Annotated in this window: 22 protein-coding genes; 19 read left to right on the forward strand and 3 right to left on the reverse strand. The window is 63.3% G+C overall.

Annotated features, from left to right (window positions below; all coding sequences use genetic code 11):
* Window positions 1–225: 225 nt before the first annotated feature.
* From vsr to VEW47_02385, 8 genes are all read left to right on the forward strand, one after another.
* Window positions 226–1,842: a DNA mismatch endonuclease Vsr gene (vsr, locus tag VEW47_02350; GenBank protein HYS04009.1), complete on the forward strand. Its 1,617-nt coding sequence runs from the start codon at window positions 226–228 to the stop codon at window positions 1,840–1,842.
* A 155-nt stretch (window positions 1,843–1,997) separates the two neighbouring features.
* Window positions 1,998–4,196 carry a hypothetical protein gene (locus VEW47_02355; GenBank protein HYS04010.1) on the forward strand — a complete coding sequence of 733 codons (2,199 nt, stop codon included), beginning with the start codon at window positions 1,998–2,000 and terminating at the stop codon, window positions 4,194–4,196.
* 10 nt (window positions 4,197–4,206) lie between these two features.
* A complete protein-coding gene (locus VEW47_02360) occupies window positions 4,207–7,305 on the forward strand; it encodes a helicase-related protein (GenBank protein HYS04011.1) in 3,099 nt (1,032 codons plus the stop codon).
* A 557-nt stretch (window positions 7,306–7,862) separates the two neighbouring features.
* Window positions 7,863–9,017, forward strand: a complete 1,155-nt coding sequence (locus VEW47_02365) for a hypothetical protein (protein HYS04012.1) — start codon at window positions 7,863–7,865, stop codon at window positions 9,015–9,017.
* Window positions 9,018–9,330: 313 nt separating this feature from the next.
* A complete protein-coding gene (locus VEW47_02370; protein HYS04013.1) occupies window positions 9,331–9,744 on the forward strand; it encodes a phospholipase D-like domain-containing protein in 414 nt (137 codons plus the stop codon).
* A gap of 281 nt (window positions 9,745–10,025) precedes the next feature.
* Window positions 10,026–10,739, forward strand: a complete 714-nt coding sequence (locus tag VEW47_02375) for a hypothetical protein (GenBank protein HYS04014.1) — start codon at window positions 10,026–10,028, stop codon at window positions 10,737–10,739.
* Window positions 10,740–11,056: 317 nt separating this feature from the next.
* Entirely contained in the window at window positions 11,057–11,623 is a 567-nt protein-coding gene (locus tag VEW47_02380; protein ID HYS04015.1) for an NAD(P)-binding domain-containing protein, read from the forward strand.
* A gap of 261 nt (window positions 11,624–11,884) precedes the next feature.
* The gene (locus VEW47_02385) at window positions 11,885–12,922 is read left to right on the forward strand and encodes a metallophosphoesterase (GenBank protein ID HYS04016.1); all 1,038 of its coding nucleotides are present in this window, start codon (window positions 11,885–11,887) and stop codon (window positions 12,920–12,922) included.
* Here VEW47_02385 and VEW47_02390 read toward each other — a convergent pair.
* The gene (locus VEW47_02390; protein ID HYS04017.1) at window positions 12,919–14,733 is read right to left on the reverse strand and encodes a sigma factor-like helix-turn-helix DNA-binding protein; all 1,815 of its coding nucleotides are present in this window, start codon (window positions 14,731–14,733) and stop codon (window positions 12,919–12,921) included. The two genes, VEW47_02385 and VEW47_02390, sit on opposite strands and share 4 nt — an antisense overlap.
* Window positions 14,734–15,381: 648 nt before the next feature.
* Here VEW47_02390 and VEW47_02395 point away from each other — a divergent pair.
* The 11 genes from VEW47_02395 to purL all read left to right on the forward strand — a co-directional run bounded on the left by VEW47_02395 (window position 15,382) and on the right by purL (window position 22,286).
* A complete protein-coding gene (locus tag VEW47_02395) occupies window positions 15,382–16,077 on the forward strand; it encodes an NAD(P)-binding domain-containing protein (protein HYS04018.1) in 696 nt (231 codons plus the stop codon).
* 8 nt (window positions 16,078–16,085) lie between these two features.
* Window positions 16,086–16,415 carry an addiction module protein gene (locus tag VEW47_02400; protein HYS04019.1) on the forward strand — a complete coding sequence of 110 codons (330 nt, stop codon included), beginning with the start codon at window positions 16,086–16,088 and terminating at the stop codon, window positions 16,413–16,415.
* A gap of 184 nt (window positions 16,416–16,599) precedes the next feature.
* Complete coding sequence (locus VEW47_02405; GenBank protein ID HYS04020.1) at window positions 16,600–16,824, forward strand: DUF433 domain-containing protein; 225 nt, start codon at window positions 16,600–16,602, stop codon at window positions 16,822–16,824.
* A complete protein-coding gene (locus tag VEW47_02410) occupies window positions 16,808–17,128 on the forward strand; it encodes a DUF5615 family PIN-like protein (GenBank protein HYS04021.1) in 321 nt (106 codons plus the stop codon). Before VEW47_02405 ends, VEW47_02410 begins: the two co-directional genes overlap by 17 nt.
* Before the next feature lie 34 nt (window positions 17,129–17,162).
* Window positions 17,163–17,399 carry a hypothetical protein gene (locus VEW47_02415; GenBank protein HYS04022.1) on the forward strand — a complete coding sequence of 79 codons (237 nt, stop codon included), beginning with the start codon at window positions 17,163–17,165 and terminating at the stop codon, window positions 17,397–17,399.
* A gap of 13 nt (window positions 17,400–17,412) precedes the next feature.
* Complete coding sequence (locus VEW47_02420; GenBank protein ID HYS04023.1) at window positions 17,413–17,958, forward strand: DUF1697 domain-containing protein; 546 nt, start codon at window positions 17,413–17,415, stop codon at window positions 17,956–17,958.
* A gap of 171 nt (window positions 17,959–18,129) precedes the next feature.
* The gene (locus VEW47_02425; protein ID HYS04024.1) at window positions 18,130–18,738 is read left to right on the forward strand and encodes a type IV toxin-antitoxin system AbiEi family antitoxin domain-containing protein; all 609 of its coding nucleotides are present in this window, start codon (window positions 18,130–18,132) and stop codon (window positions 18,736–18,738) included.
* Between the two features lie 137 nt (window positions 18,739–18,875).
* Complete coding sequence (purS, locus tag VEW47_02430) at window positions 18,876–19,121, forward strand: phosphoribosylformylglycinamidine synthase subunit PurS (GenBank protein ID HYS04025.1); 246 nt, start codon at window positions 18,876–18,878, stop codon at window positions 19,119–19,121.
* A gap of 9 nt (window positions 19,122–19,130) precedes the next feature.
* Window positions 19,131–19,841, forward strand: coding sequence for a phosphoribosylformylglycinamidine synthase subunit PurQ (gene purQ / locus VEW47_02435; GenBank protein HYS04026.1), 711 nt, complete (start codon window positions 19,131–19,133; stop codon window positions 19,839–19,841).
* Window positions 19,842–19,870: 29 nt separating this feature from the next.
* Window positions 19,871–20,056, forward strand: coding sequence for an SEC-C metal-binding domain-containing protein (locus VEW47_02440; GenBank protein HYS04027.1), 186 nt, complete (start codon window positions 19,871–19,873; stop codon window positions 20,054–20,056).
* Between the two features lies 1 nt (window position 20,057).
* Window positions 20,058–22,286 (forward strand): phosphoribosylformylglycinamidine synthase subunit PurL, encoded by a 2,229-nt coding sequence (gene purL, locus VEW47_02445; protein HYS04028.1) that lies wholly within the window; start codon window positions 20,058–20,060, stop codon window positions 22,284–22,286.
* A gap of 12 nt (window positions 22,287–22,298) precedes the next feature.
* On the opposite strand, the gene glk is transcribed toward purL, so the two are convergent.
* Window positions 22,299–23,285 (reverse strand): glucokinase, encoded by a 987-nt coding sequence (gene glk / locus VEW47_02450; GenBank protein HYS04029.1) that lies wholly within the window; start codon window positions 23,283–23,285, stop codon window positions 22,299–22,301.
* A gap of 7 nt (window positions 23,286–23,292) precedes the next feature.
* The gene (locus tag VEW47_02455) at window positions 23,293–23,742 is read right to left on the reverse strand and encodes a rhodanese-like domain-containing protein (GenBank protein HYS04030.1); all 450 of its coding nucleotides are present in this window, start codon (window positions 23,740–23,742) and stop codon (window positions 23,293–23,295) included.
* Window positions 23,743–23,850 lie beyond the last annotated feature (108 nt).

Genomic DNA, 23,850 nt, shown 5'->3' on the forward strand with positions numbered 1-23,850 from the left:
AGACCTGAGCTCCAGTGACGGCGCACGGCATTGGCTCCGGAGGTACCGGGGGGACCTACTACTACGGTGCGATTCGCGCAGGGTGCGACCGGATTGGTAGCGGGAAGTCGCTCGAGGTCGGGGAGGCCCCAGGCAAGACCTGAATGTGGGGCCTGCAACGCCGATGCGGCCTTCCTTTGTGGTCGGCGGCCCTCATACGAGGCCCTGCGGCCGCGCATACGCGTCGTGGATCTCTTTGCCGGTTGCGGAGGGCTGACGTTGGGCGTCGCCGAAGCGGCTCGACATCTCGCGCTTGGGCTGGACGTCCGGTTAGCAATCGACGCAGACATGACGGCGAGGTTGGTGTATGAGGCCAACTTTCCGGGCGCTCGCGTCCGCCATGGACGCGTCGAGGAGCTGTTCGATGGGAGAGCGGGTAACAAGCTGACTGAAGCCGAGCGCAAGGTAAAGGCCGCCGTAGGGCCTGTGGATGTCTTGGTAGGTGGCCCGCCCTGCCAGGGCCATTCGGATCTCAATAACCACACGCGGCGAGACGATCCGCGTAACGCGTTGTATGCGCGGATGGCTCGAGCGGCAGAAGTACTGAAGCCTACAATCGTGCTGATTGAGAACGTGCCGACAGTGACGCACGACGTGGAGAAGGTAGTCGACGCAACGATTGATCGGCTTCGAACGTGCGACTACACGGTGGCCGAGGCAGTGGTCGACATCTCACGGCTTGGAGCACCACAACGACGCCGGCGACATGTCGTGCTTGCAACACGAGATGCGAGGGCCGACGTCGATGCCATCGTGGGCAATCTCGCTGCCCGGTGCCCGGATCATCCAGTGCGCTCGGTGCGCTGGGCGATCGGTGACCTCGTCAGGTTAAAAGCTAACGGCATGTTGGACTCGGCGAGTGTGCCGAGCAAGAAGAACATGAAACGGATCAGATGGATGTTCGAGGAGCAGCAATACGACCTACCCAACCGCCGGCGGCCAAAGTGCCACCGATCGAAACACAGCTACAACTCGATGTATGGGCGGTTGAGGTGGAAAGATCCAGCACAGACGGTCACGACGGGCTTCGGATCGATGGGTCAAGGGAGATATGTCCATCCTTCGAGACTTCGGACGATCACTCCGCACGAGGCTGCGCGGCTCCAGATGCTGCCAGACTTCTTCAGCTTCTCCGCCGTGACCAAGCGCGGGGAGCTGGCCCAGCTGATCGGGAACGCGGTGCCGCCGGTACTCGCATCAGCATTGTTGGAACCGACGCTCCGCTCCCTCGACTTCAAATCACTAGTTCCGTTTCCAACTACGCGCATCGACAGGCGAGGTATGACTAATAGATCCTCACAGATTGGAGCCAAGAAGGCCAAGTCCGTGCGGCGGGATGACATCCCCCAAGCGTCATCAATGCAAGTGCGTAATCGCATGAGGGCGGTTCGACAGACCGGAACCGCACCGGAGCTCGCACTACGCGCCATCATCGACAGCCTGGGCTTGAAGTACCGGGTCGATGAACGAGTCCCTGGGACGCGGTGTCGTGTCGACCTGCTCTTCGAGCGCGCGGGCGTAGTGGTGATGGTGGATGGGTGCTTTTGGCATGCATGTCCGATCCATGGCACGTCCGCGAAGGCCAATGCCGGGTGGTGGAAGGAGAAGCTCGCGGCCAATCGCCGCCGCGACGAGGCAACTGAACGTCGGCTCCATGAGATCGGGTGGCTGGTCTTCCGCTTCTGGGAACACGACGATCCCAAGCGCTCGGCTCTCAGCGTGGCGGCGGCTGTGGCCGCACGCCAGGCAGTGTTGAACAACAAGGCGTGTGCGCACGGACGCACTCCGGTGTTGTTCCAGTGAATGCCCTTGCCGGGAACAGCCCCCCGGACGCCCCTCTGGCCTCCGAGTCTCTCGACCTCGCTCTCGTGGCGCTTGAAGGCCCGGGAAGTCTAGTGGCGATCGGTCGCGAGGGGAGATTGGCGCGACAGACCAACACGGGGTGTGTCCGTGTCGAGATGGCTGCCGTCGACGAGACTGTCTTGGCTCTTGTCGATCTCGCGTTGCGGCGACGCAGGAGCATTACGATCGTCTACCCCGCACCAGCAGGTGAGGTCTCTGTTCTGCTCGCTGGGCAGATTCTGCTCCGGCGCTTCTTGGATCAGGAGCGCTCGCAGTCGGTTGGCATCGTGACTTCAGACACGATCACGGCGACGAACACTTGGAAGGAACTTGCGATCTCATCGGGCGGGTCGAGGGTCCCGATCAACGAAGTGTTTCCTGTCATTCGCGCTCGTCCCGATGGCGATTGCCCTCTGGTCGGTCAGACCTTTCGCGGCGCGATAATCGGTCGCCGATTCCGTGGATGGCCAGTCGACGTAGCTGTCGTCGATCACCTGTCTGGTCCTGTGAGCGGGGACCCCATCGTGCCGACCGTTCGGGTATTCGCCGATCCACTCGATCCCGAGCTGGACCGTATCGCCGGCAATGGCGAGCTGGTGTGGGGGTGGACCGAGGCCGATCTCGCGGTGCTGGCTGAGAGTAAGCGGGACCGACATAGCGCGGTCCCATTTTCCGTCGCCGCGGAACGGCTCAAGACAATGGCGGCTGGCGTCAAGACGACGATTCACGTGGCGCACCATGCGGAGGCAGAGCAAACAGTCCGCCGGCTGCGGGATGACCTACACACTCTGGGAGACCTCGCCGCTCCAAGTCTACCGGCGAGCATCATGAGGGGCATTCGGGTCGCTTGGCATCACGTTTCGACATTGACATCACTCCCTTGCCGGCCGTCTCAGTTCGATCGCTTCGCGGGGATCCCACCGGTGGCGGCACGCGCAACGAGGACTTTCGAGCCAGAGATCGCGGCCTGGTCGAAGACCCTTTCCGGGGATCTCCGAGAAGTGGCCGAGGTGGTGGCGAGCGATCTCGGCGATCTCAGACGATTCCTCGAAGACGCCGATCCGTTCGGGCGGGACCTGACCGCAGCCGTCTCTGGTGGCGAAGATGCACTCATCGTGGTGCGAACCCAGACGGCGGCGCGTGCACTCATCGACGCCATGGGTGGCGACCCAGGCTCGGGCATGGTCGGTCGCGCGCGCGTCGTTCCGATGCGGAGACTGCACCGGGAAGGAATGTCCCCAAAGGCTTTTGTGGTCGGGACCCCAGCGCGATGGGATTGGCATCGGCTCGATTCGGGCCTCAGCCCCGACGTTCATGTCCTGGTCCTTGGCGATCTGGATGCCCGCCTCGGACGAGCGGCCGTTGACGCACTCCACCGTGCAAGATCTCGCTGGGGAAGCCCTGAGACTCGGCAGCGAGCCTGGCGGGAGCTCATAGGGCGTGAACCGCCGCCGGCGAGGATCTTGCCAGAGGTTCGCGCGGAGATTGTCGTCGTCGATGCGTTGGAATCGGAGCCACAGGTGGATCCGTTCGACGCATTCCAACCGCTCCTGTCTTCAGTGCCACTCGCAGTGGGCGACGAAGGTGTAGAGGACGCAGTTGGCGAAGAGTTGGCCGATGGCGAGTGGCGCGGCGCCGTCGAGGCCGTGGAGGTTGTGACGGATGGCGGGGCCTTCCTACTCGCCCGAGATCGCTTCGTCGACGTGAGAGCGGACGAAGAAATCATCGAGTGCCGCGCTGCCGCGCTTCGCCCTGGGATGGTCTTATTGGTCGATCGACGCGGCGGTCGGATCGGCCTCCTAGAAGCGGTTGCCGACCGCCTCAAGAAAGAGAGGCCGGATCTCCTTGCCGCGAACCTGTTGATCGCAGACCTGCAGCGAACGGTGAGACGCGGGTTCGTCGCGTCGCGGATGACGCCCATGGAATTGTACAAGCGTCTTTGTTCTCTCGGATTCGAGAAGACTTACTACGCCGCACGAAGCTATGTCGACGACGACGGCCCGTTAGCGCCGCGTGACTTGGTGGATTTGCAGCGCCTGAACGAAGCCTTGAGGCTGGGGATATCGGATCAGCGCATTCGAGAAGCGTTTGCTGGCGTTCGCCGCTGGCGCGCTTTCAGGCGTGCCACAGGGAAGGCACTCGTGGCGGCGTCGCGGGGTTCTATCGTCGCATCCGAAGCAACGCGCGTCGACCAAGAGACGGGCCTTTCCATTGCCGACCTCCAAGAGCTGGTGCTAGAAGCCGAGGTGCTCGACGTGCGAGAGTGCCCAAAACCCGTTCCGTTGTCCGAGATTGGTTACCTCCGCGAGGGCTGAGGGGGAGAAAGTGGAGATCGATCAGGAGCATTCCGAACGTTTCGTCGCGTGGCTACTCGAGCAAGCAGTCGCTGAGGCACGGGGCACTCGGGAGCAACGCCTCAAGGTCGCGCCCGAGGGGCGCTTCTGGCTCGGGCGGCTCGCGCCAGAGGTGCGGGTCCAGGCGAGCCGCCTTGGCGAACGCGCGGAACGCCTCGAACCTTGCGAGGTGGGCTTCCGAGTTCGACCCAGTGCGTTAGATGGTCGGCGCATTGCGTGCCGCGTGCGATTGGCGGCCTGGCGCCAGATCGCGAACGCGAGCGACGACCCTGACGCCGAGAAGTGGCAGAAGACGGAGAAAATCGACGTGATCGTCGTCGTTGACATGCCACGCCAAGTGGGAGACTTGACAGCCGCCGGGCGTAACGAGATCGCACAGGCGCTCAGTGCCGTCGGTGCTCACGGGCTAGCCGCAGAGGTTCATGCAGAAATCGAGTCCGGTAAGGATGGACCACAACTCGCGCTCACTCTGGTGAATGTGTCGCCCGATGAAGTGCCGAATCTCGACAGGAACTTGTACGAAACTGAGCTAGAGGCCGAGATTGGGCCTACCGGCCCCTTCCTTCTGGATAACCTTCCGGACTCGTTCAGATACAAGCGAGACGTCCCTGCATATGGCATCAATGGCGGGGTTAACCTGCAGGGCAGGGATGTTTTCGTAACCACGGACTTCGCGAGTTTCGACAGACTACGACCGGACTATTGGGATGAGGAGGGAGCCGGCGCTCTGCCCAACCTGTCAATCGCCGCGCTCGCCGAGGATCCAGGCAGAGCAGTTGGAGAACTGGCAAGACGGCTTCGCGAATGGACCGATACCTTCTGGTCGGAGGAGGCGCTCGCACGCCGCCAGGCAGCGGAGGGTTGGGATGACGCCATGCTCAACCATGCTCGGAACGAGGCCCAGGTTGCCCGGGGTGAGGTGGAACGCGTGAACCGAGGTGTTGGGCTGCTTGACCAGGATCGACAACTGCGACGAGCCTTCGCCCTCGCGAATCGCTCCTTTGCCGAGTCGCCGGGTATCGGCCATGCCACTTGGCGCGCGTTCCAGCTTGGATTCATCTTGGCGAACCTTCCTTCATTGCCTGACGGCGCACGAGATGGCGAGCGAGCCATCGTGGACACGCTGTGGTTCGCCACTGGCGGAGGGAAGACGGAGACCTACCTCCTATTCACGTTGACCGCGGCGTTCTACGACCGGATGCGCGGCAAGCACCACGGCATCACGTCGTGGGGCCGCTTCCCCTTACGGATGCTGTCACTCCAGCAAACTCAGCGGTTCGCGGACGTTCTCGCGGCCGCGGAGCTAATTCGTAGTCGGGAAAGGATCGAGGGAGATGAGTTCGCGCTCGGATTCCTCGTAGGGGAGGCTGGGAGCCCTAACGTAATCCCGATCGCTCCCAGACCAGGCCAGCCTGATCACCGCGAGCCACAGATGCCGGCCCGATACCGAATCTTGATCCGGTGTCCTTTCTGCCGTTCGACCGATCTGCACATGCGATTCGACCAGCAGCGATGGGCACTCGATCACGTGTGCGACGCCGCAGCGTGCCCCTGGCGGGGTCGGCCACTCCCGTTCCGTATTGTCGACGATGAAATCTATCGCTTCTTGCCGACGGTGGTCCTCGGGACGTTGGACAAGGCAGCGAGCATTTCGTTGCAGGCGGCTATGCGTGGGTTCTACGGGCCGCCGTCGGCCACCTGTTCAACCCGCGGCCACGGGTTCACCTACGCGCCGCGCAACAATCCTGACCGTAACCGAAACCCGAATGGTTGCCTCTTCCCTCGTTGCACCGCCCAGGTGGGGCCCTTGGGCCAAGACGCTTCATTGTTCGGACCTACGATTCGGATGCAGGACGAGCTGCACCTGCTGCGGGATACGCTGGGATCAGTCGATGCTCATTACGAAGCGCTTCTCGATGCGCTGCAGCGTCACTGGGGAAGCGAACCGAAGCTTATCGCCTCGTCGGCAACTCTGGCAGGACACGACCAACAGGTGCGAGCCTTGTACCGACGGGAAGGACGGATGTTCCCAGTGCCGGGGCCTTGGGCAGGCCGGTCATTTTGGTCACGGGACTCCGAGCGGCTCGCGCGACGGTACGTGGCGCTGTCACCCCGCGGGCTCACGCTTGAGTACGCGAACGATCAACTAACCGAGGTGCTCCAGAAGTCAGTCCGCCGAGCGCTCGTCGAGCCTGGCGCGGTGGCTACGGAGGTTGGGGTACCTGAGGACGTGCTGTCGGACCTTATCTGGGCCTACGGCGTCGATGTCGTGTACGGATCGACGCTGAAGGACGTCGAGGCAGCAGCCCGGTCGGCGGATTCTCAAGTCCCGATCGAGCCTCTGAACTCGGGAACACTCACCGGCAGGACGCCGCTCGAGGAGGTGCGATCGACACTAGAGCGGCTCACCAACCCGGAACGCGACTTCGTCGACCGTATTCACCTGATCGCAGCTTCATCCATGCTGTCGCACGGAGTCGACATCGATCGCCTGAATATCATGGTGATGCTCGGCTTGCCACTGTCCACCTCGGAATTCATCCAGACGACCGCGCGAGTCGGCCGACGATATCCGGGACTGGTAATCGTTCTACACAAGATCGGCCGGGAGCGCGATGCCGCCGTCTTTCGCGTCTTTCCCTCTTTCATCGAGCACATGGACAGGCTCGTCGACCCTGTGCCGATCACGGCAAAGAGTCGCCGCGTGCTGGAGTTGACATACGCAGGCATCGAGCAGGGTCGGTTGTATGGGATCCACGAGCCCGCGGCGCTCTCCCAAGGGCTGCGGCAGCTTACCCTCCCTCGGGCTGTGCAGCGGGCGTTTACGAGGCTTCCCGTCCTGGAGCCAGACGAGCTCCATGCCATCATCGAACTCTTGGGCTTCATCGGTCCTCTCGACGAGAACTTGCGCCGGGACCTGACCGAATATGTACGACGGTTCTACCTCGCGCTAAACGATACGGCAAGCACCGCGCAATGGGTCTCGGATCTCTTCCCCACGGGCGAGCCGATGCGGTCACTAAGGGATGTCGAGGTCCAGGTCCCTGTCTATTCGCGAGGCGGTCAATGAGAGTCGAGCGGGGTGCATCGCAGGTTCTATTCGGCATGCTTCCGACCCAAACGGTTGACCTTGAGGGGGCCGTGTGGCGCGTTACGCATTGGGGAGACCCCGTACGCCTACCACTCGACCAGACTTCGGTGCGGACCGCTCTTCTGGAGGCAGTCGCCCCGTGGGCGATCCACGGGCACGATGGCGGTCTAGACGCCGAATTGCGCGGACAGACGCCCGTGGAGGTGGTCGCCGTCAATGAAGATCGTGGAGTGGTCGTGGAGACATTCCCCAAGCAGTGGCGATGCAGGATCTGCGGTCGATTGACGACAGACCGAGTCCAGAATTGCCGATGCGGGTCGTCTAGCATTGCGCAGATGCAGCACGTCGCGTACCACTCCTGTGGTGCTCTCCAGGAGCCACAGCTTCCGCGATGCCAGACGCACCACAGCGTTGCGGTCCGGCTCCCTGGGACGGCGGCCGCGAGGGAAATGTACTTCTTCTGCCCGGAGTGTCGGCGGCCGCTCTCGCCACACGGCTTCCCATTCCAGCCCTGCGCTTGCGGTGCTCGAGAGGGGATGATGCGCAACGTGCACAGAGCTGGCACGGTGTTCTCCCCACAATTCGCCGTGCTGGTGAATCCTCCGGACCCGGCCGCCGCGGCTCGGTTGCGGGCCGGCGGAGGCGGCGCACGAGCTTTGGAATGGGTTCTCGCTGGATTGGGGCCGACGATGCCCGGCGAAGGCGCGCAGACCGTCGAAGGCTTGATCGAGACGCTCTTGCAATCGGGGCTCACGTTGGAAACAGCTCGCGAGTTGGCGAACCAAGCGCATGCACGCGGAGAGGTTGCGCGAGGCGTCGTCCAGGGCGGGATTGACCTGCCCCGAGCTGTGCGAGATCGTGCCCAAGAAGAGGCCCTCAGTTTGGCCTCGGCGCTTGACCAGGGTCGAGTACGGATCGACGAAATGGTCGAGAACACGACCCCGCCGCTGCGCACGCTTTACGAGACATCGTATCGCGACGGCATCGCCAACGCGGCAATGACCAACGTCGAGCTTCTAACGAGCTTTCCGGTCGCGACACTCGCCTTCGGCTTCACCCGCGGCGGCTCGGACCCCGTCGACACTACGCTGCGTGCCTTCCGCGAGCGAGGTGGCCTGCGTGCCTATGGGATGCTGACCAAGACGGAAGCGATCCTTTTTCAGCTAGATCCAGTCGCCGTGCTACGGTGGTTGCGCCAGGAGGGCTTCGATCTTCCGGAGACCACTGAGGCTCGCGAAGCGAGATTGTCGATACTGCGCGCGATCGAGATCCCACGGCCCACCGAGCAGCAGCCTCATCGCATGGGAGCGGTCGCTCTCACGCTGTTGCACTCTTATGCACACCGGCTCATTCGCTTGCTTGCAGTCACGGCTGGTGTGGAGCGTGACGGACTGGCGGAGTACCTCCTGCCGCATCACCTCTCGATCGTCGTATACGCGTCTGCCCGCGGTCAGTTCGTGCTTGGCGCGCTGCAAGCGATGTTCGAGACGAGGCTCAATAGTCTCCTCGATGATTTCGTGTACGGCGAGGCACGATGTCCACTCGATCCGGGATGCCGAACCGGTGGCGGCGCCTGCATGGCCTGTCTGCATCTCGGTGAGCCGTCGTGCCGCTGGTTCAACAGGTTCCTCGACAGAGCGGTAATCTTCGGCCCCCGCGGTTTCCTGAGACCCAACCGTGCACGAGTCTGAGCTCGTTGGCGGCGTCCTTTTCGACGTGGACGATCCCGTAACGGCGGGTAGGGCTCTCCTCGAGCTACTCACCTCCGATCGTCTCGACCCGGCACGAGCTCGCGCCACTGGGTTTGAGCCGGTACTGGTCGAATCGCTGAAGCGCAAGCTTCCAGCTGATCGGCGCGCGATCGAAATTGCGTGTGCAAGCGGCGCGGCCTGGGTCTTGGGTCGACGGTCCACTCGAATTGAGGAAACTTGGGAGGTGGTCGCAAGTCTTCCAGCAAAAGGGGGTACTCTCCCTCAGGGACTTCGTCGGACAACCGGCGAGACGATGATTGGACTGACCTCGACAGCGCGGCAGCGGATTCGATTGGTAGCCCCGTACGTGGACGAACCCGGGATCGGTTTCTTGGCGGACTCGATTACGGCCGCAACCAGCCGAGGGGTCCTTGTCGATCTATTGGATCCGGTGTCGAGCGATCCGGCACGAGCGGCGTTCAGGAGACTGAAGGAGACCGTCGCAGAAAACGGAGACCCTGCGAGATTACGCTTGGTTCGAGCGCTGCGAAACGCTCCATTCTCGCATCTCAAAGTGATGGTCGTTGATGGACAGGCCGCATATATCGGGAGCGCAAACATCACAGGGGCAGGCCTCGCGGGTCGCAACCTCGAGCTGGGGGTCCTCGTTCGGGGAGGTCAGGTGGCTGTCATCGAGCGCATCCTGGATCTATACCAGGAACGATAGCAGATCGCGCCGATACGCGCTTCAGGGTTGTAGAAGGCGGCGCCTGTGCACTGCCAGCAACTTCGTCAGGACCACTTGCTCCGATAGATACGTGAGCTAAGACTGTGTCTTGTGATGCAACTCTGCGAAGCACCTCTTATGGTTTGAGCATCACCGTGATCGTCGCCTCGCATCACAACTTCTCGAAGAGAGTTCCGGGATTGTAGACTTGATGCAAAGTGGCGTAGCCTGAGCGTATGGAAGATCATCGAGGCACGGCCGGAATCGGGTTGGGAGTCGAGTTGATCTCAGGCGCGGCCTACTTCATCTGGAAGGACACGCCGTGGGTAATTGATATCGCCTACGTTGGCTTCTGTATCGGGTTACTCCTGCTTGTGCGACCCATAGTTCTGTGGGTCAAGAAATTATGGAGAAGAAGTCGTTTTCAGTTTGCTTCACCAATTCAGCGAAGAACCAATAGGGTTGTCGAGGGTGCCATCGTCAGTGAACTAGACTTGCTGAAAAAGGAGCGCAATGAGTTGAACGAGTATGCCGCTTACGCAGATAAGCGCTGTGCGGACCATGCTGAAGCTATCGAATGGCATGCGAGCATGCAACAGTGGAACGCCAAGGATGTTGCGGCAGAGCCGTTTCGGCTATTGGCCAGACAAATAGAAGTCGAGGTAGAGGACGTCGGCAAATTGGTCCATAGGCTCAACGCGAAACCCGCGCCAACAATTGAGCGCAGAAGAAGCATTGCGGATATTATGCGGACTCAAGAGTTGAGGGAAAGCCCGCCGCTCACTGAGCCGCAAATTGTCAAGTCCTTTTCGGATGACCGCCTACCCAACATCATTGTCTTGAGAGACAAGGCCAAGGAGTTGCAATTCGAGACCATGGCCCTTGATGCCTGTCTATCTCAACCAACAACAATGGAAATAATCGCCAGGACTGTTGCGGCGCTAAAGGCTGTAAGAGAGAAGTGCCTAACCAGAGAGAGTGAAATCAGGCAATGAGCTTTTGATAACTAACCGAATTGGCCTTGATGAGCCGGAGAATGGTGTCGCGGAACATGAAGTCATTCCCTCGATTGTTGTACAGGAAGGCAGTGTCGTCGAGCTAAGCCAGAAGATGCTTGGTGCTCAACTTGTGATACGAGCCAATTAGGGACCGCTTGAACAGACCGTAAAGGGGAACCGGCAGGCTACCCAATAGAGTTGCGCCACATGACAGCCCGCCGGAGCGTCAGGCACCTGGGGATCGCGAGACGCGGGCCTGTCACGATCACGAAAGGGGAGTCGACGTGAGAATCGGCGTCATAGGCGCTGGAAGCATGGGAGGGATACTTGCGCGCCACCTCGCCAGGCTCGGCCATCACGTCTCGATTCCGAGCTCGAGAGGACCTGAGAGCCTGACCGCGTTGGCGGCCGAGCTCGGCGCGACGCCCGCTTCCGTTGTCGGCGCCGCCAAAGGCGCAGAAGTCGTCATCCTTGCGATCCCGACGAAGGCTGTCACCGATCTTCCGCGGGGGCTGTTTGCCGGCGTGCCGGGCAGCGTCGTCGTCATCGATATCGGCAACTATCATCCCGAGCTTCGCGATGGCCACATCGATGCGATAGACCGGGGCATGCCTGACAGCCAGTGGGTCGCGCAGCAGATCGGGCATCCCCGTACTGCCGCGATCTCGAAGCCGCTGCTCTCCGTCGCGCGCTCGCCGAAGCCGACCGGAGCCGAATCGCCGAATGCCGCGCCGAACAGGAGGCTCGTCTCAGGAGGTCGTTGTAACGAGCATGCCCACAGAAATCGGACACGTGGAGGTGATCTTCCGGTATCCCGTGAAGTCCATGGGCGGCGAGCGGCTCGAGGTCGTCACGCTGGGTTGGCACAGCCTCGAGTGTGACAGGGATTCTCTTCACTACGAGTCGCAGGGTCTACCCTCTCCGCAAATTGAGGTACGGACCTCTATTGACCGGACAGCCGTTTGAGGGTACAGAGAGGGGAAATTGTGTACGTCTGTACCCTTCCGAGGTGTGTGTGGCTGGGTTTCTCTATCTCGGTTCAGGCTAGACGAGGCCAACCGAGCCGCCATTCGCAGTGTCCAGGGTGCCCGGCGCGGTTGGCCATCTGAGAGGGTGGACCAGGCATGCCGGGGGAGGGGGGAATGGCCGATCAGGCAGTGCTGCTGCATCTCTCGGACCTCCACTTCGGTGAGGTTCTCCTGAACAATCAATTTCCATTTCGGCCACTCCGGGGCTTCGCGGCGCATGAATCCATGCTCTGTCAAGCACTGATGACAGCCACCGAGGATGTCAGAGCCCACCTGCATCTCGAAGATCAAGAGGAGTACCGCATCATCATTAGTGGCGATCTCACCACATCGGGCACTCCGAAGGAGTACGGAGTTGCCCACTCATACGTCAGATCGCGATGGTGTCTCGGGAGAGAGCTTCCCGGGATTGTTTGGGCAGGCAAGAGCCCACATTTGTATCTGGTCGGTCTTGGGGCGGAAAGCGAGAGGGTGGCCTGCATACCGGGGAATCACGATCACTGGGACGGGAGGAGACGGCCACCACCTGCATACAATCCGCGCGTGTTTCCACTGCAGTTCCGTCCCTGTCCGTGGAGAAAGGTGTGGCGGAGCCCGGGAGGGACACTCGAGCTGGAGCTTTACGGCGTGGATTCAAACTCCGGTCTGCAGAATCAGCTTTCGAATCTTCGGGCAAAGGGGAGAGTGTCGTCTCAGGAGATGCAGCAGCTCGAAGCGCTCGTCGATGAAAGTGATCGGAAGGCGCCTCCAGCAGGATGCATTCGTGTCCGGGCAATGGTCATCCATCACTCATTGTCGTACGTCGGCTCGAAGCTAACGCACGCCACAGAACTTGACTCGCAATCGAGGGCTGACCTTATTACCTTTGCGTGGGACCACAGCATTGGCGCTGTGCTCACCGGACATACGCACGACTTTGATTTCCAGCTCTTTACGCGTCGTGACCAGAGCCTTCCGCACGCCGAAGTGCACGAGTTGCGGTCGGCCTCGACCTTCCAGGGGCCGGCTGCTCAGGGAAAGAACGGATTCCTCGTTCATCGTGTTGTCGTCGATGGATCGGTGGCGTTGTGGTCCACCTGGCGATACATCTGGAACGGGTCGCGTTTCGTGCGAAAGGCAAACCAGCCATGCCTTCAATTCAAGGTAGGCTAGCGAGAGCGAGTCGCCTCGGAAAGCTCCGCCTCCAGAGTGGGACTGATCCATCGAAGTCGAATTGTCTTGGGAGTGGAGTGCTCCTCCGGGTGGAAGCCTGGAAACGTCACGCCTTCAGCAACGAGCTCTTCAAGGAATACGGCTCCGAGGAGCTCGGCATGATCGGATTGAATCTCTCCAAGTGCCACCGCGCGGTCTGCAACGAGGATACGGATATCGAACGAGACGCCTGCGGGGTCTCCTTCCCACTTGCCCAGGCCGCGCTCGCTGTCGATCTCGAAGATTGCCATTCCATTCCTACGAAGAGCCCGCGGAAGCTGACTCTCAATGATATGGGTTGCTCCAGCGAGGGACCTTCGGATGCGTTCAACCGTGTGTTCTTTTCGTTCGTTGAGCAGATCGATGTGCTGTTCATCAGCCGCTTCTTGCCAATGGTGGTAGAGAGCCTCGGCAATAACCCACGCACGCGAGCTGAGCTCTTGGACCGCCTGATCAATTTCAGGTGCGTCCTCCGGCAAGTCGGCTCTCTCATCCTCAGGAATCGCCACCCAGTCAAGTGACACACCCTCCGCCTCCAGGATCGGGTACACATCAGGGTCGGTGACGATCGCACGTACTCGACTGAGCGGCACACGACCAGATGGAAGCTCTACGTGGAGCCTCCTGGTTAATGGATCGCGCCGCAGTACCGGTTCATCACGTAGACGCTTGATTGACTCCAGAATCGAGATGCTGTCGGGCCTCAAGTTCTTAACCATGTCAACCTCCAAAGGATCTGTTCCTTGTCGAACGTGCGGAGGGACGACAGTACGGGGTCGCAGGCTTTGTTCGAACTTGGACCCGATACGTCTCATCAGCCCTCGTGCTTCCTTCTGGCTGATTCCGAGCTTATTGGCTGCCGCCCCTACGGGCACCCCCTCGCCAAAGGCCAGGCGCAGGAGTTCATACTCAGTGCTCTCGAGCAGTCCTTGCACGCCGAGACCGACCGTCAATTCCTGGAGCGCCCGAATGACAAGTCCGCGGGCGCGAAACTCACTCACGTGAAGGGACCTGGCGACTTCACCCAGAGTGTGCTCCCTTTGTCCGACACCGAAATAAAGCTCCAGGGCTTGACGCGGACCTGGGTCAAGACTCTCGATCGCCTCGGGCAATGATTCCAAGAGCTCCGCACGCGAGCTATCGACGAGAGCGTCCTCGGGTGTTGCACGGACTGGTCTTTCGAGGCCGAGAGCTTCGATGTGATTTCGATTGATCTCATCGGAAACAATGACGTTGAGAGCAAAGCGATAGAAGACTCTGGAAAGCCACCCGACTTCGTGACCGAACCCGCGAACAGGGTCAAAGCTGCGAACGGCCGCGGGCAAACGAGCGTTGAGGAAGTGATCGGCCAAACCGTGCAACGCAGAGAGGTCCACAGTGAATCCGCGCCGCCTGAGGTGTTGTGCAGCCAAGGAGTAGGCAGTCACTCCGCACTTGATGTTCAACAGCTCTGCAAAGTCCTCGTAAGGATCCCAAACCACCAGAGGGGTAGTCCGTAGCAGAAGGGACTGCAGCGTCTCTGGTTTGATGGGTGTAACCCGAGAATTGGCAACGAAGCTAGCGATTGCACTTTGCATCCACTCGGTGACTCGTCGCTCGTCAGTGAGAGGAGGCAACGACCTAGCGTGGGCCAGGACCTTCTCTATGAACAAGCCAATCGCTGTGATCTGCTCTGATGGGCTCGAAACTCCATTCTTGTCCAGCTCCTCAGAGTACCTGAAGACACCAAAGGCCCTGTGTAGGAGTGTGCGTTCAACACGCGTTCCTTCCATAGACGCCTCTCTATGTTAATAGGTCCGGAGACAGCCTTATCTAAGTGGACAGAAATGAAATCCACAAGACTCAGCCAGTCAACAACTTACATTATATCAATATCGTCGTACACAGAGGAAAGAGAAAGCAGGCCAGGCGAGCCGTGTGAGTATGCTTCCATCCTACGACGGGATATACCTTGAATGTCGGTCAGCATGGTGGCGCATCGAGCCCGCAACTGGTCATCGCTCCATTCACGCCTGCGCCGTCTGCCACTCCTGGCCGACGCCTGTATTCGGTGGCCCGTCTCCCGGTGGCGGGCCTGTCAACCGCGCGCCGGCACACGTCGGCGCGCCGCCCGACAGGGTTTGGTGGTCCCCTTTTCATTACGTTCGATGCTCCTCCGCCTCCCACTCCGTGGAGGCGATGGGTTGGCTGGACAACCTGGAGGATGCTCGACGCCTTCCATCATCAACATCGCGGCTGGCCCAACGTCCGATCGGGGGCACATCCTGGTGCTTGTCCACACGGAGCGCAAAGAGCGCATCCAGCTCATCAGCGCGCCACGAGCGACGAGGCGCGAGAGAACACAATATGAAGAGACGAAGACGTGAGGATCGCGAGGACTCGGCGCGCGGGCCTGTCACGATCACGCAAGGAGAGTCGACGTGAGAATCGGAGTCATAGGCGCTGGAAGCATGGGAGGAATACTTGGTCGCCACCTCGCCAGGCTCGGCCATCGCGTCTCGATTGCGAGCTCGAGAGGACCTGAGAGCCTGACCGCGTTGGCGGCCGAGCTCGGCGCGACGCCCGCTTCCGTTGTCGACGCCGCCCAAGCCGCAGAAGTCGTCATCCTTGCGATCCCGACGAAGGCCGTCGCCGATCTTCCGCGGGGGCTGTTTGCCGGCGTGCCGGGCAGCGTCGTCGTCATCGATATCGGCAACTATCATCCCGAGCTTCGCGATGGCCGCGTCGATGCGATAGACCGGGGCATGCCTGACAGCCAGTGGGTCGCGCAGCAGATCGGGCATCCCGTGATCAAGGCGTTCAACAACATCTTCGCCAGGAGCCTTCTCGAGAAGGGAGTTTCGAGGGGAGCGACCGGGCGGATTGCTCTCTCCGTCTACGGCGATTCGCCGGGCGCCAGGGCAGGAGTGCTCCGCCTCGTCGACGATCTTGGCTTCGACCCTGTCGACGGTGGAGCTTTGGACGACTCCTGGCGCCAGCAGCCCGGAACGCCGGCTTACTGCCGCGATCTCGAAGCCGCTGCTCTCAGGCGCGCGCTCGCCGAAGCCGACCGGAGTCGAATCGCCGAATACCGCGCCGAACAGGAGGCTCGTCTCAGGAGGTCGTTGGGTCACTGATCGTCATCATGCCGCCCGACAACGGCATGCAGCCGAAGGCGCTTCACGCCGCGGCTGATGTTGAGCGTTATGCGTACAGATTGCATCGGGACGGGTACCGGCGTAAACTTTTAACCATGAGTCCAACCCAGCTTGAAGAGATTCTCAGTGTGAGCGTCGAGGAGCGCATTCAACTCGTTGAAGCCGTATGGGATAGCATCGCTCAACATCCCGAGTCGCTCCCCGTGACCGAGGCTCAACGCAAGGAGCTCGATCGTCGCCTCGCTGACCACTTGAAGGATCCGCAGGCGGCGCGGCCCTGGTCGCAGGTCCGCGACTCGCTGGCGCGCAAGAAGTGACTCTCCGCCTTACGCCCGCCGCTGAGGCGGTCAGGACATCGTTGTGCTGGCCTGCATTCACGGCCATCGCGATCCAGAAATCTGGCAAAGTCGACGAGACGCTTAACATCTGGCGGCGCGCGGAGCGTTAGACACACAAGAAGCCATTTCGCTATACTGTGCCCATTCTGACAGTGAGGCAGACATGACCCTTCCGAAGCCCCTGATCACGCGGTCCGACGCGGTGATGAGCGGGGCGGTGGTCTTCGCCGGCACTCGGGTGCCCGTCCAGACCCTCCTCGACTATCTCGAGGAAGGCGATACGCTCGATAGCTTTCTCAAGGACTTCCCCACGGTCAGTCGTGAGCACGCGGTGGCTGTTCTCGAGCTGGCCAAGGAGTCGGTGCTGGCGCATGCGAATTCTGCTTGACGAGTGTGTTCCGGCCCGGCTGGGCCAGGAGCTCGTCGGGCACGAGGTTCGGACGGTTCCGGAGATGGGCTGGGCGTCGCAGGAGAACGGAGCTCTCCTGGCTCTGGCTGAAGGCAAGTTCGACGTTTTTCTGACCACCGACCAGCGCATCAGCTATCAGCAGGCCGTTTCCAAATTCGCGATCGCTCTGGTGGTGCTTGTCGCCCGCCGGAACAAGATCGAGTTCCTGCTACGTCTGCTCCCTGAACTGCGCCTCGCACTCCCGAGCGTGAAGCCTGGGCAGGTTCACCGGGTGGGTGGCTGACAATCCGCTGCACCTGACGGCGGGGGAGGCTTCTATGAGCCCAAAGAAGGGCACGCAAAGCGGATTCACGGACGAGGAACGAGCGGTACGCAAGGAGTATGACTCTTCGCGGGGCGTTCGGGGGAAATATGCCCGGCGTTATGCGGCCGGCACTAACATCGTCGTCTTGGAGCCGGACGTAGCCAAGGTCTTCCGAGACTCCCGCTCCGTCAACCAGGCGCTCCGGGCGCTGACAATCATCGCCCGACAACAGCGCCGCAAAGCATCGTAGCCCGGCACGCCCGATGACATCGAGACACGTTGCGCTCCTGCGCGGCGTCAACAACGCTGGAAAGTCGACCCGCGTGGCGATGGCGGACCTCCGGGTCCTGTTCGAGCGTCTCGGATTCCGTGATGTGCGCACGGTGCTCAACAGCGGCAACGTCGTCTTCTCGGTGCCGGACAACAGGCGGGGCGACGTGCGCGGCCGCATCGAGAAGGCGCTCGCCGCACGACTGGGTCTCGACTCGCGCGTGATCGTGCTGTCCAGGAGGGAAGTGGCCGCCGCGGTGCAGGACAATCCCCTGGCCGGCGTCGCGGTCAATCCGTCATGGCTGCTCGTCATCGTGCCGGCGAAGCCGTCGGATCGCGAGCGGCTGAGGCCGCTTCTCGAGGAGCGATGGGCGCCGGAGAGGCTGGCGATCGGCCGGCGCGCCGCCTACCTCTGGTGCGCGCGAGGCGTCGCGGACAGCCGCCTCTGGTCGGCGGTCGACCGCGCGCTCGGTCGTTCGGGCACCGCCCGGAATATTTCCACGATGACGAAGCTCATGGCCCTTGTGGAAGGGGAGTGATCACGCATCGTTGAGCAGCCGCCGCGACGTCCCGTGTCCCCGGCCGGCCCCCGCGGCCTCACCGGTCGGACTCCCCCCGCGCGCCCCGCCCGAGATTTCTCGTGGGTTTGGGGAGCATCGCAGGATAATAAGCGTGACACTTATCAGTAAGTAATGTAGATGTTATCCGTCATGCGTGAGCGCCAGCAGCACACGAGAGTACGCGGTGTCTTCCGTCGCGCCGGAGGCGTCCTCCGCACGACGGAGGCCCTCCGCGCCGGCGTCCATCCTCGCGATCTGTATGCCCTTCGCGACGCCGGTGTCCTCGAACGCGTCAGCCGCGGGATCCACCGCCTGGCCGATCTGCCGCCGCTCGCCGACCCGGATCTCTTCACGGTCACCGCGCGCATCCCGAAGGCCGTGATCGCCCTCGTATCGGCGCTGCATTATCAGGGGCTCACGACCGAAATCCCCCACGAAGTGAGCATCGCCCTTCCGCAGGGGACCTCGCGCCCGCGTCTCGACTGGCCGCCGCTACGCGTCTACTGGTTCTCCGGCGCGATGTTCACTTCGGGCATCGAGAGCCACGGCCGGGACGGCATTCGTCTGCGGGTCTATGAGCCGGCGAAGACGGTGGCCGACTGTTTCCGGTTCCGCAACCGCCTCGGCATCGATGTCGCGCTCGAGGCGCTGCGCACCGGCCTCGCCACGCGGAAGCTGACGCCGGCCGCGGTCCTGCGCGCGGCGCGGCTCTGCCGCGTGGAGCGCATCGTCCTGCCCTACCTGGAGGCGATGCAATGAGCCCGGCGGTCCCGAGGGGTCTCGTCCACTCGATTCGAGTGTTGGGCTGGTATTCAGCACGAAGCCGACGCTGATGCCGCGCCGCCGCGCGCGTTGTGATATTCTTCGAATGGATTCCGCAGCCCGGAGGCCACTTCTTGAAGGCTCGCGTCTTCGTCACCCTCAAGCGGGGCGTGCTCGATCCCCAGGGCAAGACGGTCTGCGCGTCGCTGCACCAGCTGGGATACCGGGAAGTCACCGACGTGCGGGTCGGCAAGTACATGGACGTCACGCTCGGAGGGCTGCCGCGCCGGGAGGCGGAGCAGCGCCTCAAACTGATGTGCGAAAAGCTCCTTGCGAACACCGTGATCGAGGACTATCGCTTCGAAATCTATGAGGAGTGAGGGGACCGGGTGAAGTTCGGCATCGTCGTCTTCCCGGGCTCCAATTGCGACCACGATGTGTACCACGTGGCCAAGCACGTCCTCGGCCACGAGGCGGCCTTCCTGTGGCACAAGGACACCACCTTCGCTGGCGTGGACTGCGTCGTGCTGCCGGGCGGGTTCGCCCACGGCGATTATCTCAGGACCGGTGCCATCGCGCGGTTCTCGCCGATCATGAAGGCGGTGGAGGCGTTCGCCGGGCGCGGCGGGCTCGTGTTCGGCATCTGCAACGGTTTCCAGGTGCTGACCGAGGCCGGTCTCCTGCCGGGGGCGCTGATGCGCAACGCCGGCCTGAAATACATCTGCCGGGACGTGCATCTGCGGGTCGAGCGCCAGGACACCGCCTACACCTCGCGCATCAAGCAGGGGACGATCCTCAGGATCCCGGTGGGCCACGGCGAGGGGTGCTACTTCGCGCCGGAGGAGGTCCTGAAGGAGCTGGAGGAGAAGCGGCAGGTGGTGTTCCGCTACTGCGACGAGGGCGGGCAGGTGACGGCGGGCTCCAACCCGAACGGGTCCCTGCGCGCCATCGCGGGGATCTGCAATGCCAGGGGGAACGTGCTCGGGATGATGCCCCATCCCGATCGCTGCGCCGAGGACGTCCTGGGGAACGCCCAGGGACGGCGCATCTTCGATTCGATCGTCTACGCCTGGGAGCTGGCGCGCCGCAACCGGATCTAGGGCCGCGGCGGCCGGGCCAGGAGGGAGACATGGTGCTGAAGGCTCTGAAGAAGCTGATCCAGGGCGGACCGCGCGTCGACTACTCGAACGTGGGCCGGAACGATCCGTGTCCCTGCAAGAGCGGCGAGAAGTTCAAGAACTGCTGCATCGACAAGGCCGAGAAGAAGGCGCGGGCGGACCGCGACGCCAAGCTGTTCGGCTCGAACAAGGGGTGAGATGGAGCCTCAAGTCACACGCGAGCTGGCCCTGCAGCACGGCATGACCGCCGAGGAATACGACCTGGCGGTCAAGGCCCTCGGCCGGCCGCCGACCTACACGGAGCTCGGGATCGTCTCCGTGATGTGGTCCGAGCATTGCTCCTACAAGAGCAGCCGCGTCCATCTGAAGCGGCTCCCGACCGAGGGGCCGCGTCTGGTGCAGGGGCCCGGCGAGAACGCCGGGATCGTCGAGATCGGTGAGGGGATCGCCGCGGTCTTCAAGATGGAGAGCCACAACCATCCCTCCTACGTCGAGCCGTTCCAGGGGGCGGCGACCGGGGTCGGCGGCATTCTGCGCGACATCTTCACGATGGGGGCGCGTCCCATCGCCTCGCTGAACTCGCTGCGGTTCGGATCGCTCGCGGAGCCGCGCATGCGGTACCTCGTCGGGGGCGTCGTCTCCGGCATCGCCTCGTACGGCAACAGCATCGGCGTGCCGACCGTCGGCGGGGAGATCTACTTCCATCCCTCCTACAACGGCAACATCCTGGTCAACGTCTTCAGCCTCGGGATCGCGCGGCTCGACAAGATCCACAAGGGGACCGCCTCGGGGCCCGGAAACCCGGTGATCTACGTCGGGTCGAAGACGGGGCGCGACGGTATCCACGGCGCGTCGCTCCTGGCGTCGTCGGAATTCGACGCCACCTCGGAGTCGAAACGGCCGACCGTCCAGGTGGGGGATCCGTTCACCGAGAAGCAGCTGCTCGAGGCGTGTCTCGAGGTCATGAAGTCGCCGGGCGTCGTCGTCGGCATCCAGGACATGGGGGCGGCCGGTCTCACCTGCTCGACGGTCGAGATGGCGGCGCGCGCCGGAACCGGCATGGAGATCGATCTCGACAAGGTGCCGCTGCGCGAGGAGGGGATGACCCCCTACGAGATCATGCTGTCGGAGTCGCAGGAGCGGATGCTCCTGGTCGCGACGCCCCAGAGCCAGAGGCGCGTGCGCGAGGTGTTCGAGAAGTGGGACCTCGACGCCTCGATCGTCGGCCGGGTCACCGACACCGGCCGGGTGCGCGTGTCGTTCAAGGGGAAGCAGGTCGCCGACGTTCCCGCAAAGGCCCTGGTCGACGACGCGCCCCGTTACCGCCGTCCGAGCGCCAGGCCGTCGTGGCAGGACGCCGTCGCGAGCCTGGCGACCAGCGCTTTGGCCGACATCTCGGACGGCACGAAGGCGCTTCTGGCCCTCTCGACCTCCCTCAATCTCTGCAGCCGGGAGGACGTCTATACCGAGTACGACCACATGGTGCGCAGCAACACGGTCGTCCGGCCAGGGTCGGACGCCGCGGTCATCCGGCTGAAGGGGACCCGGTTCGCCCTGGCGCTGACGGTCGACTGCAACGCCCGCTACTGCTGGCTCGACCCGGCCGAAGGGGCGCGTCTGGCGGTGGCGGAGGCGGCGCGCAACCTGGCCTGCTCGGGGGCCGTGCCGATCGGCACGACCGACTGCCTGAACTTCGGCAACCCGGAGAAGCCGGAGGTGATGTGGCAGTTCGAGCAGGCGATCGACGGGATCGCCGACGCCTGCCGCGCGCTCGAGGCGCCGATCGTCGGCGGCAACGTGTCGTTCTACAACGAGACCGAGGGGAAGGGGATCCACCCCACGCCCACCATCGCCATGGTCGGGTTCCTGGACGACGTGAAGGGGGCGGTCACCCAGTGGTTCAAGAAGGAGGGGGACCGGGTGTTCCTGCTCGGCGACGCCGCGGGGAGTCTTTCGGGGAGCGAGTACCTGGCGCTCCTGCACGGCCGCGAGGCGGGCCGCCCGCACCCGGTCGATCTCGGACGCGAGAAGAGGCTGCACAACCTGCTGCGCGCCGCGCGCGACGCCGGATTGATCCTCTCCGCGCACGACTGCGCCGAGGGGGGGCTCGCCTTCGCCCTCCTGGAGTGCTGCATCACCTCGCCCGTCTCCGCCGTCGGCGCCGACCTCGCGCTGGAGGCTCCGGGACGTCTCGACGAGCTCCTGTTCGGCGAGGCTCCGACACGCGTCGTCGTCTCCGCTCCTCCGGATGCGCGCGCCCGGCTGGAGCAGATGGCGAACACGGCCTCGGTGCCGATCCGCCTGCTCGGCAAGGTCGGCGGCGACCGCCTGACCATCAAGGCCGGCGGCGGCCGCGTCGTCGACTGCGAGATCCCCCCCGCGCGCGCCGCCTGGCGCGCCGCGCTCGCCGGGCACCTCAAGGGCTGAACCGCCCTCCGATCAGTCGGCTGGCGCCTCCGAAGCCGCGTAACGCGCCGCTCCGAGCAGCGCGAGGGAATCGTTGAGGACGACGCGTAACGGCATCGCCTCGAGGAGCGGCCGCATGCGGCCTTTCGCAACGAAGGCCTTGACGAAGGCCGGGCCGCGCAGCCTCGTCAGGATCTTGGGGGCGATGCCGCCGCCGACGTACACGCCGCCGGTCGCCATGACCTTCAAGGCGAGATTGCCGGTTTCGGCGCCGTAGAGCGTCACGAACAGATCGAGGGCGTCCGAGCAGAGGCGCGAGCGTCCGGCGAGCGCCACGGTCGAGATGACCGCGGCCGGCTCGCCCGACGAGATCTCATCCGCAAGCCAGGACGGCTCCTCCCCCCGCCCCGAGTCGCGCAGGAACGAGTAGATGTTGACGAGCCCGGGGCCCGAGAGGACCCGCTCCCAGCTCACCTGCTCGTAGCGCCGGATGAGGTGCCGCAGGAGGTCGATCTCGATCTCGTCAGACGGGGCGAAGCTCGCGTGTTCCCCTTCTGTCGCGAAGGGACGGTGGCGCCGGCCGTCCCAGTAGAGCCCGGCCTCGCCGAGACCGGTGCCGGCCGCGATGAGCGCCCTGTGACCGGCCGCGTCGGGAGCCCCCTCCTGCAGGACGACGATCTCGTCGGGGCGCAGCCAGGGAAGACCGTGAGCGCTCGCCTCCAGATCGTTCAGGAGCGCCACGAAGGACAGGCGCAGATCCCGCGCCAGATCGCGGGAGTCGACGATCCACGCCAGGTTGGTGGTCGAGGAGCGCCCGTCCTTGACGGGACCGGCCACTCCGAAGCAGGCGCTGGTGATCGAGGCGTTCGCCCCCCGGACGAACTGCGAAGCGATCGCCTCGAGACCGGGATAATCGTGGCTGGCGTAGATCTGCTCGGCGATCGGGTAGGATCGTTCGGGTGTGCCGTCGAACAGCGCCAGCCGTGTGTTCGTCGCCCCGATGTCGCCCGCGAGGATCACGCGCCCCTCAGGTCTTGCCGGCCTTCTTCCTGAGCGCGCCGTACGAAGCGTCCGCCCGGGGCCCGCGACCCTCGGGGAAGCCGAGATGCCGCCAGCCGGGGGCGACGATGTTTCCCAGGGCGTCGGTCATTCCATGGAAGCCGCCGAGCACCCAGCGGACTTTCGGGTAGCCGCTCTGGGACAGGAGGTTGGCGGCCAGCTCGGCGCGCGGGCCGGTCTTGCATCCGACGATGAGTGGCACGTGCTCGGGCACCGCGGCGCGCACGACGTCCAGGAAGTCGGGGTTCGGGTCGATCCGCTGCATCGCGGGGTTGGGAGTGCCGATCGGGACGTTGATCGCCCCCGCGGGGTGCCCCTCGGCGAACTCGTCCTCGGTGCGGACGTCGAGATAGACGGCGTCCTTCTCCTTGTCCATCAATTCGTGCGCCTGGCGCACGTCGATCCTTTCCGGATTCATGGGTCACCTCGTCGTCGATCGTCGATCATTCTACCGCGGTCGCGCCGGCGCGGACCCGACCAGTTCGCGGGCGCGAAGGAAGACGGCGTGCCACATCGGCCGCGTCAG

It is taken from the genome of Candidatus Dormiibacterota bacterium (assembly GCA_035635555.1).
Taxonomy (GTDB): domain Bacteria; phylum Acidobacteriota; class Polarisedimenticolia; order Gp22-AA2; family Gp22-AA2; genus Gp22-AA3.